The sequence below is a fragment of the Leucobacter sp. NPDC058333 genome (assembly GCF_042726155.1).
Classification (GTDB): domain Bacteria; phylum Actinomycetota; class Actinomycetes; order Actinomycetales; family Microbacteriaceae; genus Leucobacter.
The window spans coordinates 453,708-469,413 of the sequence record NZ_JBHXHV010000004.1 but is presented as its reverse complement, the minus strand read 5'-3'; the positions used below and the strand labels follow the sequence as shown (position 1 = coordinate 469,413).

Genomic DNA, 15,706 nt, shown 5'->3' with positions numbered 1-15,706 from the left:
GTAGCAGGGGAATTGCCACTCGAAAGATGTGGTGTGAACTCGGGGGAACGAATTTTCAACCACTGACGAGCGTAGGCGTCTTCAGTCGAGATGTCCCTTGAAATGGGCCTATTTCACCCGGCGATTCACCCGCGTTCACGGCGGACGCCTGCCGCCCGCACAGTGTCGGGGGAGGGCGATACGCTTGACGGGTGGAGTACTGGTCGGAAATCGTGGGTCAGCCGGAGGCGGTGCGGGCGCTCGACGACGCCGCAGCTCTCGATGTGACGCCGTCGCACGCGTGGCTCATCACTGGCCCGCCGGGCTCAGGCCGCTCTAACCTTGCGTTTCGGTTCGCCGCGGCCCTAATTTCGCGCGGGCAGGATCGCGAGGCGGTCTACAAGCAGGTGCGCGCCCGCACTCACCCCGATCTCGGGGTGCTCACCACGCAGAAACTCCTGATCGACATCAAGGCCGCCCGCGATATCGTGACGACCGCACACTATTCTCCCGCTGAGGGTCGCTACCGGGTCATCGTGATTGAAGACGCAGATCGGATGCCGGAGCGCACGTCGAACGTGCTGCTCAAAGCACTCGAGGAGCCGCCCGAGCGCACCATCTGGATTCTGTGCGCCCCGAGCGAGGCCGACCTGCTGCCGACCATTCGGTCACGTGCGCGGTCGCTCCGTCTTGTCACGCCGAGTGCCGCAGACGTGGCGCGTCTGTTGCACGAGCGCGACGGTATCGATGCCGGGGCCGCCGAGCGGGCCGCTCGGTTGGCGCAGAGTCACATCGGTATGGCGCGGCGGCTCGCGAGCGACCCCGATTCGCTCGCCCGGCGCGATCGCACCATCAGTATCGCGCTCGGAGTGCAGACCCTGGGCGACGGCATGCGGGCGGCCGCGTCACTCGTGAAGGTCGCTGAGGCCGACGCGGCCGCGATCACTGAGTCACTCGACGCGCGTGAGCGCGAAGATGCGCTGCGCAGCCTTGGCTTGCCGCCGGGGGCGGCGATTCCGCCGCAGATGCGCAGCCAGATCCGCGCGCTCGAAGAGGATCAGAAGCGTCGCTCAACGCGCAGCCTACGAGACGGTATCGACCGAATCCTGACCGATCTGCTCTCGCTATTTCGCGATGTACTGCTCACCGCGCTGCGCGCCGATCCCGAACTCATTAACCGTGAGAACGAAGCGGCCATTGCCGAACTCGCCGATCGCTGGGGCCCAGAGCGTTCCCTCGTTGTTGTCAGCGCCGTTGAAACCGCGCGCGAGCGGCTTGGCCGCGGTATCACCCCGGCCCTCGTGCTTGAAGCCCTGTTCGCGACCCAGAGTACGGCCGCCGCACTCGCGCCGGCTGAGCTCTCACTCGGAGGAAACCGATGACGCGCACCACCCCAGAACACCCGCGAACCACGACGCGCCCGCAGCGTGCGCGTCGGGGTGCTCGCGCCAAGCGTCTTCTGTGCGTTGCCGCGCTCGCTACCGTTGCCGCGCTCGCTACCGTTGCCGCGCTCGCGATTTCGGGGTGCGCGCCCATTTCGGCGCTCATGCAGCAGGCCTTCGCCGGTGACCCTCAACTGCCCGAACGGCCCGAGGGAACGGTGGCCAGCTTCGGCGAGCAGCAACCCAACTGGACGTCGTGCGAAAACGGGATGCAGTGCGCCGATGTGTACGCGCCGCTTGACTGGGCTGATCCGGCGGGCGACACCATCACGCTGCGTCTGATTCAGCAAGAAGCGCTGGGCGGCGATGCCGTGGGCACACTCTTCGTGAATCCCGGCGGCCCGGGAGCATCCGGGGTCGACTACCTCGCTGGCGGCGTCGACGGCGCCGTGCAACCGGCTGTGCAGCAGCAGTATGACGTGATTGCGTGGGACCCGCGGGGAGTTGGCGCCTCGTCGCCGGTCACGTGTCTCGACGATGCCGGCATGGATAAATATCTGTTCGGATTGTCAGCGAGCGACACGCTCGAGACTGGCTCGGACGCCTGGATCGAGGGCAGTCTTGCCCAGGAGAGCGCATTCGGGAAGGCGTGCCTGGAGCGCACCGGTGATCTGCTCGCCCACGTCAGCACGGCCGAGACGGTGCAAGACCTCGACATGCTGCGCGCTATCGTCGGCGACTCGAAGCTCAACTATCTGGGCTACTCGTACGGCACGTACATCGGGGCGCGCTACGCGGACGCGTACCCCGAGACTGTTGGCCGACTCGTGCTCGATGGGGCGATGGATCCGTCGGCGACACTCTCTGATGTTGTGCGCGAGCAAACGCTGGGCTTCGAGGCGGCGCTTCGCGCTTATGTCACCGACTGTCTCGAACGTAACGGGTGCCCGTTGAGCGGCCCTGCCGATGTCGCAATGGCTCAGATCAGCGATTTACTTGACCAGGTCGACGCCGAACCGCTCACGGGTACGGACGGGCGCGATTTCACCTCGTCGACGATGCTCACCGCGATAATTACTCCGCTTTACTCCCAGAGCAACTGGGGCTATCTCGATCAGCTTTTCTCGTCGGTCGCGCAGGGCGACCCCGAGGTCGGCCTCACACTCGCCGACTTTTACTACGACCGCGTAGACGGCACCTATCAGAGCAACTCGACCGAGGCGTTCTCGGCGATCAATTGCCTCGACTATCCGGCAGGCGATGTCGACCCGAAGGCGATGCGTGCTGAGGCTGCTGAACTCGCGAAAATTGCGCCGACGATCGGACGCTTCCAGGGGTACGGCGCGCTCGCCTGTGCCGCGTGGCCCGAAAAGCCGACGGCAGATCGCGGGGCCGTCACGGGCGAGGGAGCAGACCCCATTCTCGTGGTGGGCACTACGGGGGATCCGGCGACGCCGTATCAGTGGGCCGAGTCGCTCGCCAAGCAGCTCGAAAGCGGGGTGCTGATCACCTACAAGGGCGAAGGACACACGGCATACGGCGGAAACGACTGCATCAACGAGGTCGTCGACGCGTATCTGCTGACCGGGGCGGTGCCGAGCGCAGACCCGCAGTGCTCGTAGCCGCCGTGTGCGAACCGAGCGCCACGACATGCTAAAGTAATCTCTCGTGTGCGAGAACGTTCTCGCACTCCGCCGACTTAGCTCAGGGGTAGAGCAGTTCCCTCGTAAAGAACAGGTCCCGGGTTCAAATCCCGGAGTCGGCTCCACTTGGCCCCCGCACACGCGGGGGCCTTTTTTGTGCGCGGAGGCTGCTGGCGCTGTAGCGGCTCTGTCGAAATGGCCGCCTGCGGAGAAGTCGCGAACGTGGTGGGGTGCATCCGCCGCATCGAGACGGACTCCGGGGGGAAGAAGATCCGACACGACGGATGCACGCCTCTAATACGCGCATAAGTCGATATCGTGACGCGCGTTTGCAAGACAACGGCGGATTGCGCTACTTTTTGTGACCAGCTTCTCTGAAAGCGCAGAGATTGCAGTCTGTTTTTAGATGATTTTGCTGACAAGGCAGTCAAACCGTGTTACATTCGCTTTCACTTGCGTCTGCTGTCGGGGGTCCCATTCGCATTCTTATCGTCGAATTCACCGGGAGTCCCCACTATGGCTAGAACTGAGATCTGCACGCTCGCGACAACGGGCGGAGCGCCGACCACCACGCTGGTGATTGCGGCGACTGCGCTGCTCATCCTCGGCATCGTTATTGTGCTCGCGAGCCGCAGCCGGAGTCGACGGGGGAGGCGCGGGCTCGTGCTTGGAATTGGCGTCGTCGCCCTTATGGGAGTTGTCGCATTCGCGCCAGTGCTCAGCGCGTCGCCCGCGCAGGCTGCCACTGGCGCCGCATCGTCAGCTTGCGAGACTGCACAGCCGACCGCTCCGGCCTCGCAGCCCCAGAGCCGCGAGGGTCAACCGCCTACGGAACCGCACGATGACGACAACCCCGAGGCGCCGCTCACCGAGGTTGTTCCCAATGCGCCCGCTCTGGCCGAGGCCGAGTGCGGAATCGAGCCGATTGTCGTCGTGCCCGAAATCGGCAGCGTCACCTACTCGCAAACGCGGGTCGACAACGTCATCACTGTGACGGCTACCGCCAACGAGGGATACGTGATTGCTGCGGGCGCAGCGACGAGCTGGACATTTGACGTCACCCCGTCGGCGTGCCAGTGCGTGCCCGACGAGGTGAACTGGGGAGCGGACGCCACCGGGTTCTCCTTGAACGTGTCGACGGGTCTCGTGACCAATCTGCCCGCGGGATGGGCCCAGCCGCTCGCTGATCAGGGTGCTACGTTCGCGGTGTCTTACGAAACCAACGATACGCTCTCGGGAACATGGTTGGTGACGAACGGTGACCTCCCCGCGGACGTTGATCCCGGAGCAATCGAGTTCACGGGAACGACGACGCGATCAGACACGAACGGCAGCGTCACTCCGGACGGGAACCTGCAGTTCAGTCTCTCGAGTTCAGGCGCAGGCGCATACGACGCCATGGCTCAGGCGCAGGCTGACGTGCAGGCTCGGTACCCCGAACTGGGTATCTACTTCATTGCGAACGACTACAGTGCAACCTCGGCGACCACGCTGACCGTATCTCTCACCGACTCGTGCGGAACAGTCGTGAGTCGCGACTATCAGGGCGTCACGGGCGGCGGCGGCGGCAACAATGGCGGCGGTAACAACGGCGGCGGCGGTAACAACGGCCACGGCGGCGGTAACAACGGCGGCGGCAACAACTAGCGCGTCAGCTCCCGGGAGATCTCGTCGGAGGCGTGCTGCACCTCAGCCACCAATGAGGGGTCTCCCGGACGCTGCGGGTCGAGCCACTCGTCGTGCATGTCACGCGGCAAGACCAGGGGCATGCGGCCCCAGACCTCTGCGGCCTCGCCAACGGCCTCCCGAGTCACCATCGAATAACTGATCAGCTCGGATCCATCGTCGAGGGTCACGGTCGACGTGAGAGCGGCGATCCCGAACACCTCATCGCCCGGCAGCCGAAAGCGCCCCTGTTTCTCGACATACCAGGTCGCTGGGAGCAGTGCGCGATGCTGAAACGGCCGCTTCCACGACTGCAGCAGCTTGTCCGATCGCGAATTGAACGCGGTGAACTTCACCGGCCCGCTCGCATCCAACCACAGCCACCACCACGCAAGCTGCACCTGTCGATCGCCCGCCGCATTCGCGCGAATGACGGGGTTGAGATTACGCGCATTCTTACCCGTGATCTTCGCATTCCCCGAACGCTCTGCGAGCCACTCGTTGACGAGCGCCGCGTTGCCGGGCTCGCTCAGCGGGTCGAGATCGAGGGGCAGCGAACCGCCGAGTCCGTATGACGCGCACATGCGGTCAGGATACGCTGCGGGGCGAGGCCTCGCTAGGCTACAGAAATGAGCTCTCCGAAGGCGGTAGCTATTTCACAACCGGGCAAGAAGCCCCGCGTTGCATTCTGGGACAACGCGCGCTTCGCGCTTATCGTGCTCGTCGTCATCGGCCACACGCTCTCGACCGTGCGCGACGACACCGCCCTCGCGTACGGCATCTACACGTACATCTACCTGTTTCACATGCCGGCGCTGATCTTATTGAGCGGGTACTTTTCGCGCGCAAACACCTCGACGAAGACGATCAGAGCGACCGTGCAGCTCATCGTGCTCTGGATTCTGTGGGAGGGCATCTGGGCCGCCATCGACTTCGCCGCGTCAGATCGCACGCCCGGCAAATCGTTTCTCGTGTCACCGTCGTGGACGCTGTGGTTTCTCGTCACCCTCGTGACGATGCGCATCGTATTGCCGTACATTGCGCAGTTGAGACATCCGCTGATTGTCTCGATCGCGATCGCTCTGTTTGGCGGAGCGGTGCCGGTGATCAACACCGAATTCTCGGCCGCGCGCACGCTCACCTTTCTCCCGTTCTTCGTCGCTGGCTGGCTAGCGCACGATCGCGGCTGGCTTACCGGAGAGTGGTTTGCGCGGCCGCGGCGATGGGTGCGCTTCGTCTCGTGGGGAGTGCTGGCCCTGGTGGCAGCGGTCTTTCTGCTGATGCCCAATCTGCAGTCGTTCTGGGGTATCGACGACTGGCTCACCTGGCGAGACGGCTACGAGTGGCGCTTCGAACATGCGCCCATCGGCGATTGGGTGCCGCGGCAGTGGCTTGAGACAACGCTCGGCGGCGTCGCTGTCACGGCGGCGCTTCTGGCACTCGCCGCCGCGATGACGTTCGCGGTACTCGGGGCGACGCCACGTCGCAGGCTCGTCACAACCGATTGGGGTGCGCGAACACTCTCCGTGTACCTCCTGCACGGGCCGATCATCTGGACGTTGCGCGAGTACGGCGTGATTGACGCGATCGGCGCGCTGGGCGAACTCGGGGTGGTGATCCTCGTCGTCGGTGCAGCGGCCCTCGCGTCGCTGCTCGCCCTCGCACCGGTTGAACGGGCGTTCCGGTGGATACTGACGCCGAACGTCGACTGGCTGCTCAGCCAAAAACGGCGCAACGCGCAGCCGGAGTAGCTTCGGGGCTAGCTGTCTTCGGGCACGAGCAGCTGATGCTGCGCGAGTTCGCGGTAGAGCGGGGTGCTCGCGACCAGCTGCTCGTGGGTGCCCTCGCCGATAACGCGCCCTTCGTCGAGGACCACGATCTTGTCGGAGTCGACGACCGTCGACAGGCGGTGCGCGATCACGATGAGCGTTCGCCCGGTCGATACTGCGTCGAGGGCCTCCCGCATCAGCCGCTCATTGACCCCGTCGAGACTCGCGGTTGACTCGTCGAGCAGCAGGATCGGCGGAGCCGTCAGCAGCGCACGCGCAATGGCGAGGCGCTGCTTTTCACCGCCCGACAGCATGACGCCATTTTCGCCGACGGGAAGATCGAGGGCGCCCGCGAGCCCCGCGCTCGCTGCTCCGGGCTGCCAGGCGCGGGCTCGCTCGAGCAGACCACCCAGGTTCACGGCCCGCAGCACGCGCTCGCACGCAGCGTCGCTGGCCTCGGGGGCCGCGAGCAGCAGGTTGTCGCGGAGCGTGCCGGCGAGCACCGGCGCGTCTTGCTCGACATAGCCGAGCTGACGGCGCAGTTCGGCGCGATCGAGGGTGCGCACGTCGGCGCCGTGCAGCGCTACCGTCCCGGTTTCGGGATCGTAAAAGCGTTCGACGAGGCCCAAGATCGTGGACTTGCCCGCGCCGGAGGGGCCGACGAGCGCCACGCGTGATCCGCGGGGTACCGTGAAGCTCACCCCGCGCAACACCTCGGTCTCTATGAGATCGGCCGGGGCAGCCTCGGCGTCGCGCCGCGCACCGCGGCCACCGCGCACGAGCTCGCGGGCATCGGCGCGCTCGGGGGCCGCCGAGCGGTATGTGAACGTCACATCGGTGAGTTCGATCGCGGGCGCGTTGTCGTCGCGCACCTCCGCGAGCGGCACGAGGCGGCCGATCGGAGAGCGCTCGGCATCGCGCTCGGATTCGGTTTCGAGGTTCGCGATCTCCTGGATGCGGCCGAGCGCGCCGAGCGCCTGATTGATCGCCGAAATCGCGCCGAAGGCCTGACCGAGTGGCGTGACCATCAGGAACAGGAAGATGATGAACGTCACCAGCTGTGCAATGGTGATCGCGCCAGTGGCTACGCGGTAGCCCCCGAGGCCAAGCACCACGAGAAACGAGAGCTGCAACGCGAGGAAGGAGACCGGCACGATGAACGCCGAGATGCGTGCGACCTTAATGCCGAGCAGATAGGCCTCGGTCGCGTCGCGCTCGGTCGCATGTTGCTCACGCTCCGCGGCGCCCGCGGCGCGGATGGTGCGGATCGAGCTGATGGACCGGTCGACCTGGGCGGCCAGGTCGCCCACCTTCTCTTGTGCGCGAGCCACAGCTGGTCGAATGCGTGAGGAAACCGCGACCACGACAATGAGGGCGACAGCGATGACCGCGAAGGTGATTCCGAACAGCGCCGGATCAATCACCAGCATGCCGATGAGTGCTCCCACAAAGATGAGGAGGCCACTGATCGCCTCGACGAGCCCCTGGGTCAGCACCGCGCGCAGCAGTGTGGTGTCGCTGCCCACGCGGGAGACGAGGTCGCCCGTGCGGCGGCGATCAAACTGTGAGATCGGCAGGTGCAGGATCTTCGCGATGAGGCGCTTGCGGCTGGTGAGCACGACACCCTCGCCCATGCGCTGCAGTACGTAGTGCTGCAGGCCGCTGAGCACCGCCCCGACGATGACGACGATTGAGAGCAGCGCGAGCAGCAGGCCGAGCGGTGACCCGTCTTGCACACGCGTGATGATCTGGCCGAGCAGCGGGGGTTGCACGAGGGACGCGACCGCTGCGACGAGGCCGAGCACGAGCGCGACGATCAGCAGTCGACGCTGCTCGAAGAGATACGGCAGCAGTTGCTTCAGCGAGGCCCGGGGCCCGCGCGGGGCGGTCGGGGCTGCTGAGCCAGCTGGCCCCGGCGTCGTATCAGGGTTCGGATTTGCTGCTGCATCTGCTGGCGCGGTCACCCGCTCAGCCTACGCCTCGCGCCTGACCTACAGCCCACCCCCTCCAGCCCACCCCCTCCGCCAATCCGCGAGCGGGGTAGGTTGTGACGCGTGTCGCGGGCGCGACACGCGTCGAAAGTTACCCCGCTCGCGGGTGCGCGGGTGCGCGGGTGCGCGGGTTACGCCGTCAGGGCGCGGGCCGTGACGAGCATGTGGAGGGCCGCCTCTGCGGCCTCGCGGCCCTTCGACTCGGGGGCGCCGGGGCGACCCGAGCGGTCGACCGCCTGCTGTTCCGTGTCGGTCGTCAGTACGCCGAATCCGACCGGCTTGCCAGTGTCGAGCTGCACCCGCGTGAGCCCGTCGGTGACCGACGAACTGATGTACTCGAAGTGGGGTGTTCCGCCGCGAACCACTATGCCGAGGCAGACCGCGGCGTCGAAACCGCCGCCACCCGACTCCCGCGAACCCAGCGCGAGCTGAGCGGCGAGCGGCAACTCAAACGCGCCCGCGACCCGAAATGTAGAGTGTTCGCCACCGGCGGCCGCGATTGCCTGCTCGGCGCCCGTGACGAGGTGCGACATGATCTCCTCGTGCCAGCTGCCCGCGATCACGGCGACTCGCAGGCCGGTGGCGTCAACGGTGAGGTCCGGTGCTCCGGCTCCGCTCATAATGTGCTCCTTTGGGAATATGTATGAATGTCGACGCGTGGGCGCCTACTCGCCGTCGCGCACGTCCGCGGGCAACTGGTGTCCCATGCGGTCGCGCTTCGCGGCCAGGTACGTGAGGTTCTCTTCGGTGACGCCGACGATCAGGGGCACGCGCTCACTCACGGTGATGCCGTGCGCTTCGAGCTGCGACACCTTCTCAGGATTGTTCGTGAGCAACCGGACGTTGTCGATACCGAGGTCCGAGAGGATCTCGGCCGCCGCCGTGTAGTCCCGCGCGTCGGCGGGCAAACCGAGCTGCAGGTTTGCGTCGAGGGTGTCGACGCCCTGCTCCTGCAGCTGGTACGCGCGCAGCTTGTTCGCGAGCCCGATGCCGCGCCCCTCCTGACCCCGCAGGTACACGACGACGCCCCCGGCCTCGTGCACGCGATCGAGTGATGCCCTGAGCTGCGGCCCGCACTCGCACTTGAGCGAGCCAAACGCTTCGCCGGTGATGCACTCGGAGTGTACGCGCACGAGCGCCTCGCCGACTGGCAACGAGCCGTCGGGCATCGGCGCCACGAGCGCGATGTGGTCAATGCCCGCGCGACGATCGCGATACGCCATCGCGCGGAATTCGCCGTGCTCCGTGGGCAGCAACGTGTCAGCCCGCAGGCTGACGCCGCGTCGCTGCTGCTCGGTCTCAGCGGGCGCACCCTCGGGATCATGAGCGTTCAGGTATGCGATCAGCTGCTCGATCGTGATCACGGCAACGCCCTCGCGGGCCCCGAGCTGGATCAGCTCCGGGAGGCGCATCATCTCGCCGTCTTCGGCGACGATCTCGGCGATCGCCGCAACGGGGCGCAGCCCCGCCAGCTTCATGAGCTCGACGCTCGCCTCGGTGTGACCATCGCGGGCGCGCACGCCGCCATCGACCGCGCGTAGTGGCAGCACGTGCCCGGGGCGGCGCACGTCGGTGGGCACCGCGTCGGGGTTCGCGAGCGCGCGTAGGGTCGTCGTGCGATCGCTCGCGCTAATGCCCGTTGTGACACCGTGCGCGGCATCGACCGTCACGGTATATGCGGTTCCGCGTACGTCTTCGTTACGCGACACCATCATCGGCAGTTCGAGTTCGTCGGCGATCGCGTTTGTCATGGGCGCGCAGAGCAGCCCCGACGACCAGCGCACGGTCCATGCGATCCACTCGGCCGTTGCCAACTCCGCCGAGATGATGATGTCGCCCTCGTTCTCGCGATCCTCATTGTCTGCGACGATCACCGGCTTTCCCTCGCGGATTGCGGTAATCGCGTCCTCAATCGTCGAGATACCGGGGGTCTTGGGAGCGGCGTCCGCCTGCTCGATGGGGCTCATGCGCGGAATCCTTCGGTGCTGGGTGAATCGGTGCTGGGTGAGTCAGTACTGGGTGAGTCAGTAACGGGTGCGTCAGTGCTGGTGGAGGGCAGTTCGGCGACGCCGAGGCGCAGCATGCGCGCGACGTGGCGGGCCAATATGTCCGTTTCGACATTTACGCGATCGCCGGGAACGAGCTGCCCCAGAATTGTTGCGACCAACGTCTCGGGGATCAGAGACACCTCGAACCACTGCTCGTGCTCGGCCTCGTCAGAGATCGCGGACACCGTAAGCGAGACGCCCGAGAGCGTTACCGAGCCCTTGTCAACGAGCAGCGGGGCCAGCGAGGAGTCGAGCGAGAATCGCAGCACTCGCCAGGCCTCGTGCGGCGTCGCAGAGATGAGCGTCGCGGTGCCGTCGACGTGGCCCTGCACGATGTGCCCGCCCAGCCGGGTATCGACGCGCACCGCGCGCTCGAGATTCACGGGCGTACCGGGTGCGACGTCGCCGATCGTCGACATACGGATTGACTGCGCCATTACGTCAGCCGTGAACGTGGCACGGCCGTCGGGCGCAGTGCCGCGATCAATGACGGTGAGACAGACGCCCGAAACAGCGATCGAGGCGCCGTGCGCTGCATCGCTGGTCACGGTCGGTCCCGCGATGACGAGCCGCAATGAGTCGTCGACCGGAGTTACCGAGACGATCTCGCCGATTTCTTCGATGAGTCCAGTGAACATCAGGATCCTTCCGGGGCGAAACCGCCCGAGGTGTGGGGCGAAAGAGTGGGAACCGAGGCCGTCACGAGCAGGTCATCGCCCAGCGTTTGGACGCGCGCGTCGGTCAATCGCAGGATGGCCGAGATGCTGGCGATACCGAGATCGCCGATGCCGAGCCGCGAGCCGCCGAGTAGCGCGGGCGCCACGTAAACGAGCACGTCGTCGGCGAGTCCGGCGGCGATGATCGCGCTCGAGACCGCCGGGCCGCCCTCGACGAAGACGCTGCGAATGCCTCGCTCCGCGAGCGCGGCGAGGTCTGCGGCGAGGTCGCTGCCGGTGAACTGCAGCGGCTCTGTGAGACCGTGCGCCGCAAGCGCCGGGTGCGCGCGAACGCGCGCGTCAACGGGAATCTCACGGCGACCCAGCACGACCGGGATCGGTTGCTCGCTGGCGGGCACGAGCAGCCCGCCAGCGGAGTCGCGCGCGGTGAGCGTCGGGTCATCGGCGAGCAGTGTGCCGGTGCCGACGAGGATCGCGTCGGCTGCAGCCCGCCGCCGGTGCACGTCGGCGCGCGCATCTGCTCCGGTGATCCACTGGCTCGTTCCGTCGTTCGCCGCGGCGCGACCGTCAAGGGTCTGCGCCCACTTCACGGTGACGCGTGGGCGACGCGGAGGCGCGGCGTCGCGCCCTTGCGTACGCAGCCACGGCCCGAGCATCTTGCGTGCCTCGGGTGCGAGCACGCCGCCGAGCACCTCGATTCCGGCAGCGCGCAGCGTCGCGGCACCGCCGGCTGACGCTTGGCCGGGGTCCGAGAGCGCGAACGCGACTGCCCCGACGCCGAGCTCGACGAGCGCGACTGCACACGGTCCGGTGCGGCCCGTGTGATTGCAGGGTTCGAGAGTCACGACGGCGGTGAGTTCATGGGCGCGCTGCCGCCAAGCGTCGGGCAGCTGTGCAATCGCATCGACCTCGGCGTGGGGTGTGCCGGCGCCGCGATGCCAGCCCTCTGCGACGATCCGGCCGTCGCGGTCGAGGAGCACGCACCCGACTTGGGGATTCGGGGTATCAGCGCGACCGCGCAGCGCGATGGCGAGGCCCCGCCGCATGCCGTCCTCGATGAGGCTCTGCTCGAGCATCCCGATCCGCCGTTCACTACGTGCCGGGTGCGCAAGGGTCCACGGACGTCCGTGACTCACGCGTTCCTCTCATCCGGACTCGAACGCTCTATACGTCCATTACCGTCGGTACCGGAATTACACCGGTTCAGCATCGTGGGTACGACGCTCGCGGACTGTCACCGCCGGTTCGGAATCACACCGACCCCGGAACACGTTCATCATCGTAGTCCTCCCCGGCAGATTGCGTGAATGTGTGCGCATTCATTACGCCGGGGGCGCAATGTATGTTGTGAGATACCCAGGCGAGAGGGCTAGCGTGAGCCCCGCAGGGTGATCCCGCCCTCACATCCGTGTGGCCGTGACGCTCGCGGCCGGAACAGGAGTCGCTATGCGCGCTGTGACCTACGTGAAGAACAACACCGTCGAAATTCACGACAAGCCCGTCCCTGAAATCGCACCAGATGAGGTGCTGCTGAAGGTTGGCGGCGCCGGGCTCTGCCACTCGGACATCGCGATCATTGGCATGGGCGACGATAATCCCCTCATCGGCGGCACCCTCGGCCACGAGGTCTCTGGCACGGTCGAGAAGCTCGGTGCAGACGTGCAGAACTGGCAGGTCGGGGATCGCGCACTCGTCGCCCTGATTCTCGCCTGTGGGCAGTGTCGCGAGTGCCTAGCCGGGCGTGACAACCAGTGCGAGACGGTATACCCCCGAGAGGCACTCGCGCCGCTGTCGCCTGGCATTGGCAGCCCCGGCGGCATGGCCGACTACATCGCAGTGAAGTCGCACCACCTCGATCCCATCGGTGACCTCGACCTCGTCGCCGCTGCGCCGCTGGCCGACGCCGCGCTCACCCCGATGCACGCGATCAACACGGTGCGCGATCGCATGACCGGAGATGCAACCGTGGTGACGATCGGCCTCGGCGGGCTCGGCCACATGGCGCTGCAGATTCTCGCCGCGACGACCGGGGCGCGCATCATCGCGCTCGACACGGACCCCGAGAAGCTCGCCTACGCGGAGGCGCACGGTGCCGACCTGGCGATTCCGAGCGACGGCAGCGCAGCGAGCCGCATTCTGGCGGAGACCCGCGGGGTCGGCGCAGATGTTGTGTTCGACTTCGTCGGCGTGCAGCCCACGGTCGACCTCGCACGCGCGGTGGTGCGCGGCGGCGGCGCAATCCGGTTCGTCGGTCTCGGCGAGGGATCGTTCTCGTACGTTGCCGGCAGCAGCAGCCCGCTGCCATGGGGTGTCAATATCGAACGCGCCTACGGTGGCAACCGCTCCGACATGCGGCATGCGGTAGCGCTGGCGCGCGCTGGCAAGATCGGCGTGGAGGTCGTGGAGTATTCGCTCGACGATGCGGTTCAGGCCTTCGACGATCTGCACCACGGTCGCATTCAGGGCCGGGCGGTGCTCGTGCCGTAGCACGGGTGCGCTGGCGCGCTGGTGCCGGGCATACCGCCCGGCGCCAACGGCGCCAGCGGCGCTAGCGGATCAGGCCGATGCGGTCGTAGACGCGGGCCAGCGTGCGGTTGGCCACCTCGTTGGCGCGCTCCGCGGCCCGAGCGAGCAGGCGGTCGAGCTCAGCCGGATCCGCCAGGAGCTCCTCAGTGCGCGTGCGCACGGGAGCGAGGCTCTCCTCGACCACCTCGACGAGGCCCTTCTTCAGGTCGCCGTAGCCGCGACCCGCGTATTCCTGCTCGACGGACTCGACCGTGCGATCGCTGAGCACCGCGTAGATGGTGAGCAGGTTCGAGACGCCCGGCTTCGCCTGGCGATCGAAGCGAATGTCGTTGTCGTCGTCGGTGACGGCGCGCATGATCTTCTTCTTGGTGACGTTCGCGGGGTCGAGCACCTTGATGAGGCCGGCCTCCGACTCGGCAGACTTTGACATCTTCGCCGTCGGCTCCTGCAGGTCGTAGACCTTCGCGGTGCCCTTCGGGATCTGCGCCTCCGGCACGATGAACGTGTCGCCGAAGCGCGTGTTAAAGCGATTCGCGAGGTCGCGTGTCAGCTCGACGTGCTGGCGCTGATCTTCGCCCACAGGCACGCTTTCGGCCTGGTAGAGAAGAATATCGGCGGCCATCAGGATCGGGTAGGTGAAGAGTCCGACCGACGCAGCATCGGCGCCGTTCTTCTGCGACTTATCTTTGAACTGCGTCATGCGGCTCGCCTCGCCGAACCCCGTCACGGTGTTCAGCACCCAGGCAAGCTCAGCGTGTGCTGGCACCTGTGACTGCACGAACAGCGTCGACTTCTCGGGGTCGATACCGGCCGCGATGTACTGCGCCGCGGTGCGGCGGGTGCGCGCAATCAGCTCAGCGGGGTTCTGCGGCACGGTGATGGCGTGGAGATTGACGACGCAGAAGAAAGCGTCGAAGTCCTCTTGCATCTGAGTCCACTGGCTCAGCGCGCCGATGTAGTTACCGAGCTGCAGCGAATCGCTCGACGGCTGCATGCCTGAAAAAAGAACGGGTTTTGCGGGTGCACTCATAGTGAGGTTCCTTGCGAGTTGTGCAGGTGAAAGTTGGGCTTGCGCGAGTGCGCAGTGTCGCCGTGCGTCGGGGCCGGTCAGCGTTCAGTTAGACGCGGTAGTCGACGACCACGGGGGCGTGATCCGACCAGCGGGCGTCGTACGACGCGGCGCGGTCGACCGTGTATGACTCGACGCGCTCGGCGAGCGCGGGGCTGACTACGTGGTAGTCGATGCGCCAGCCAGTGTCATTGTCGAACGCCTGGCCGCGGTTTGACCACCACGTGTACGGGCCGTCAATCTCACCGTGAAAGCGGCGCCCCACGTCGACCCAGCCGAAGCCCTCGCCCTCGGTGCCGTCGACGCCGACAATGGTCTCGCCCGCGGTGCCGAAGAAGCGATCGAAGTAGGCGCGCTCGCGGGGCAAGAATCCGGATCGCTTGACGTTGCCCTTCCAGTTCTTGATGTCGAACTCGCGGTGGCCGACGTTGAAGTCACCGACGACCGCGACGAGCTCCCGTTCGGCCGTGAGTTCGCGCATGCGCTCACCCATGGCGTCGAGGAACGCCCACTTGGCCTCCTGGCGGGGTGTTTCGACCTCGCCCGAGTGGGTGTAGTTGCTGATGACGGTGAACGTATTGCCGTTCACGTCGAAGTCAGCCTCGATCCAGCGCCCCGACGACTGGATCTGCTCTTGAGCGTCGAGCCCTCCGAGACCCACGCGGTGCGCAGTCGCGGGCACGCGGCTCGCGATGGCGACGCCGGCGCGGCCCTTGATCTGGCACGGGTCGTGCAAGAAGTGCCACCCCTCGCCGAGCAATTCGGTCAGATGCGAGTCGTCGGCGCGCACCTCTTGCAGGGCGAGCACGTCGACTCCGCGGGCATCGAGCCAGTCGCCCATGCCCTTGCGGAACGCGGCCCTGATGCCGTTGACATTGACGGATGCGACGCGCAAGGTTTCAGCCATGCCAGCCAGTCTACTTCGGGCGCGGGCGTGCGTTGGCGCGACGCCGTGCG

General features: G+C 66.5%; 13 protein-coding genes, 1 tRNA gene and 1 riboswitch. Of the genes, 6 read left to right on the top strand and 8 right to left on the bottom strand.

The annotated features are described in order from the left end of the window. The first annotated feature begins 191 nt into the window (after positions 1–191). The 4 genes from ACFWHR_RS15045 to ACFWHR_RS15030 all read left to right on the top strand — a co-directional run bounded on the left by ACFWHR_RS15045 (position 192) and on the right by ACFWHR_RS15030 (position 4,651). Positions 192–1,361, top strand: a complete 1,170-nt coding sequence (locus tag ACFWHR_RS15045; protein ID WP_382449124.1) for a DNA polymerase III subunit delta' — start codon at positions 192–194, stop codon at positions 1,359–1,361. Next, positions 1,358–2,983, top strand: a complete 1,626-nt coding sequence (locus ACFWHR_RS15040; protein ID WP_382449123.1) for an alpha/beta hydrolase — start codon at positions 1,358–1,360, stop codon at positions 2,981–2,983. The genes ACFWHR_RS15045 and ACFWHR_RS15040 overlap by 4 nt, the downstream gene beginning before the upstream one ends. A 71-nt stretch (positions 2,984–3,054) precedes the next feature. Continuing rightward, positions 3,055–3,129: transfer RNA gene (locus ACFWHR_RS15035), tRNA-Thr, on the top strand. 391 nt (positions 3,130–3,520) lie between these two features. Continuing rightward, the gene (locus ACFWHR_RS15030) at positions 3,521–4,651 is read left to right on the top strand and encodes a hypothetical protein (protein WP_382449122.1); all 1,131 of its coding nucleotides are present in this window, start codon (positions 3,521–3,523) and stop codon (positions 4,649–4,651) included. Here ACFWHR_RS15030 and ACFWHR_RS15025 read toward each other — a convergent pair. Continuing rightward, positions 4,648–5,253: an SOS response-associated peptidase family protein gene (locus ACFWHR_RS15025; protein ID WP_382449121.1), complete on the bottom strand. Its 606-nt coding sequence runs from the start codon at positions 5,251–5,253 to the stop codon at positions 4,648–4,650. The genes ACFWHR_RS15030 and ACFWHR_RS15025 overlap by 4 nt on opposite strands. 45 nt (positions 5,254–5,298) lie before the next feature. Here ACFWHR_RS15025 and ACFWHR_RS15020 point away from each other — a divergent pair, with 45 nt between their 5' ends. Continuing rightward, on the top strand, positions 5,299–6,420 hold the full coding sequence (locus ACFWHR_RS15020; protein ID WP_382449120.1) for an acyltransferase family protein: 1,122 nt from the start codon (positions 5,299–5,301) through the stop codon (positions 6,418–6,420). 8 nt (positions 6,421–6,428) lie between these two features. Here the strand turns inward: ACFWHR_RS15020 and ACFWHR_RS15015 are convergent, their stop codons facing one another. From ACFWHR_RS15015 to ribD, 5 genes are all read right to left on the bottom strand, one after another. Next, a complete protein-coding gene (locus ACFWHR_RS15015) occupies positions 6,429–8,402 on the bottom strand; it encodes an ABC transporter ATP-binding protein (protein ID WP_382449119.1) in 1,974 nt (657 codons plus the stop codon). 158 nt (positions 8,403–8,560) lie between these two features. Next, entirely contained in the window at positions 8,561–9,049 is a 489-nt protein-coding gene (gene ribH / locus ACFWHR_RS15010; RefSeq protein ID WP_382449118.1) for a 6,7-dimethyl-8-ribityllumazine synthase, read from the bottom strand. Between the two features lie 45 nt (positions 9,050–9,094). Continuing rightward, positions 9,095–10,396 (bottom strand): GTP cyclohydrolase II, encoded by a 1,302-nt coding sequence (ribA, locus tag ACFWHR_RS15005; protein WP_382449117.1) that lies wholly within the window; start codon positions 10,394–10,396, stop codon positions 9,095–9,097. Then, positions 10,393–11,115: a riboflavin synthase gene (locus ACFWHR_RS15000; RefSeq protein ID WP_382449116.1), complete on the bottom strand. Its 723-nt coding sequence runs from the start codon at positions 11,113–11,115 to the stop codon at positions 10,393–10,395. The genes ribA and ACFWHR_RS15000 overlap by 4 nt, the downstream gene beginning before the upstream one ends. Further along, positions 11,115–12,230 carry a bifunctional diaminohydroxyphosphoribosylaminopyrimidine deaminase/5-amino-6-(5-phosphoribosylamino)uracil reductase RibD gene (ribD, locus tag ACFWHR_RS14995; RefSeq protein ID WP_382449115.1) on the bottom strand — a complete coding sequence of 372 codons (1,116 nt, stop codon included), beginning with the start codon at positions 12,228–12,230 and terminating at the stop codon, positions 11,115–11,117. The genes ACFWHR_RS15000 and ribD overlap by 1 nt, the downstream gene beginning before the upstream one ends. A 57-nt stretch (positions 12,231–12,287) precedes the next feature. After that, a riboswitch (FMN riboswitch) is annotated at positions 12,288–12,428 on the bottom strand. A gap of 172 nt (positions 12,429–12,600) precedes the next feature. Here ribD and ACFWHR_RS14990 point away from each other — a divergent pair. After that, positions 12,601–13,641 carry an alcohol dehydrogenase catalytic domain-containing protein gene (locus ACFWHR_RS14990; RefSeq protein ID WP_382449114.1) on the top strand — a complete coding sequence of 347 codons (1,041 nt, stop codon included), beginning with the start codon at positions 12,601–12,603 and terminating at the stop codon, positions 13,639–13,641. Positions 13,642–13,702: 61 nt separating this feature from the next. Here the strand turns inward: ACFWHR_RS14990 and trpS are convergent, their stop codons facing one another. After that, the gene (gene trpS, locus ACFWHR_RS14985) at positions 13,703–14,710 is read right to left on the bottom strand and encodes a tryptophan--tRNA ligase (RefSeq protein ID WP_382449113.1); all 1,008 of its coding nucleotides are present in this window, start codon (positions 14,708–14,710) and stop codon (positions 13,703–13,705) included. A gap of 88 nt (positions 14,711–14,798) precedes the next feature. Beyond that, positions 14,799–15,656, bottom strand: coding sequence for an exodeoxyribonuclease III (locus tag ACFWHR_RS14980; RefSeq protein WP_382449112.1), 858 nt, complete (start codon positions 15,654–15,656; stop codon positions 14,799–14,801). Between the last annotated feature and the right edge of the window lie 50 nt (positions 15,657–15,706).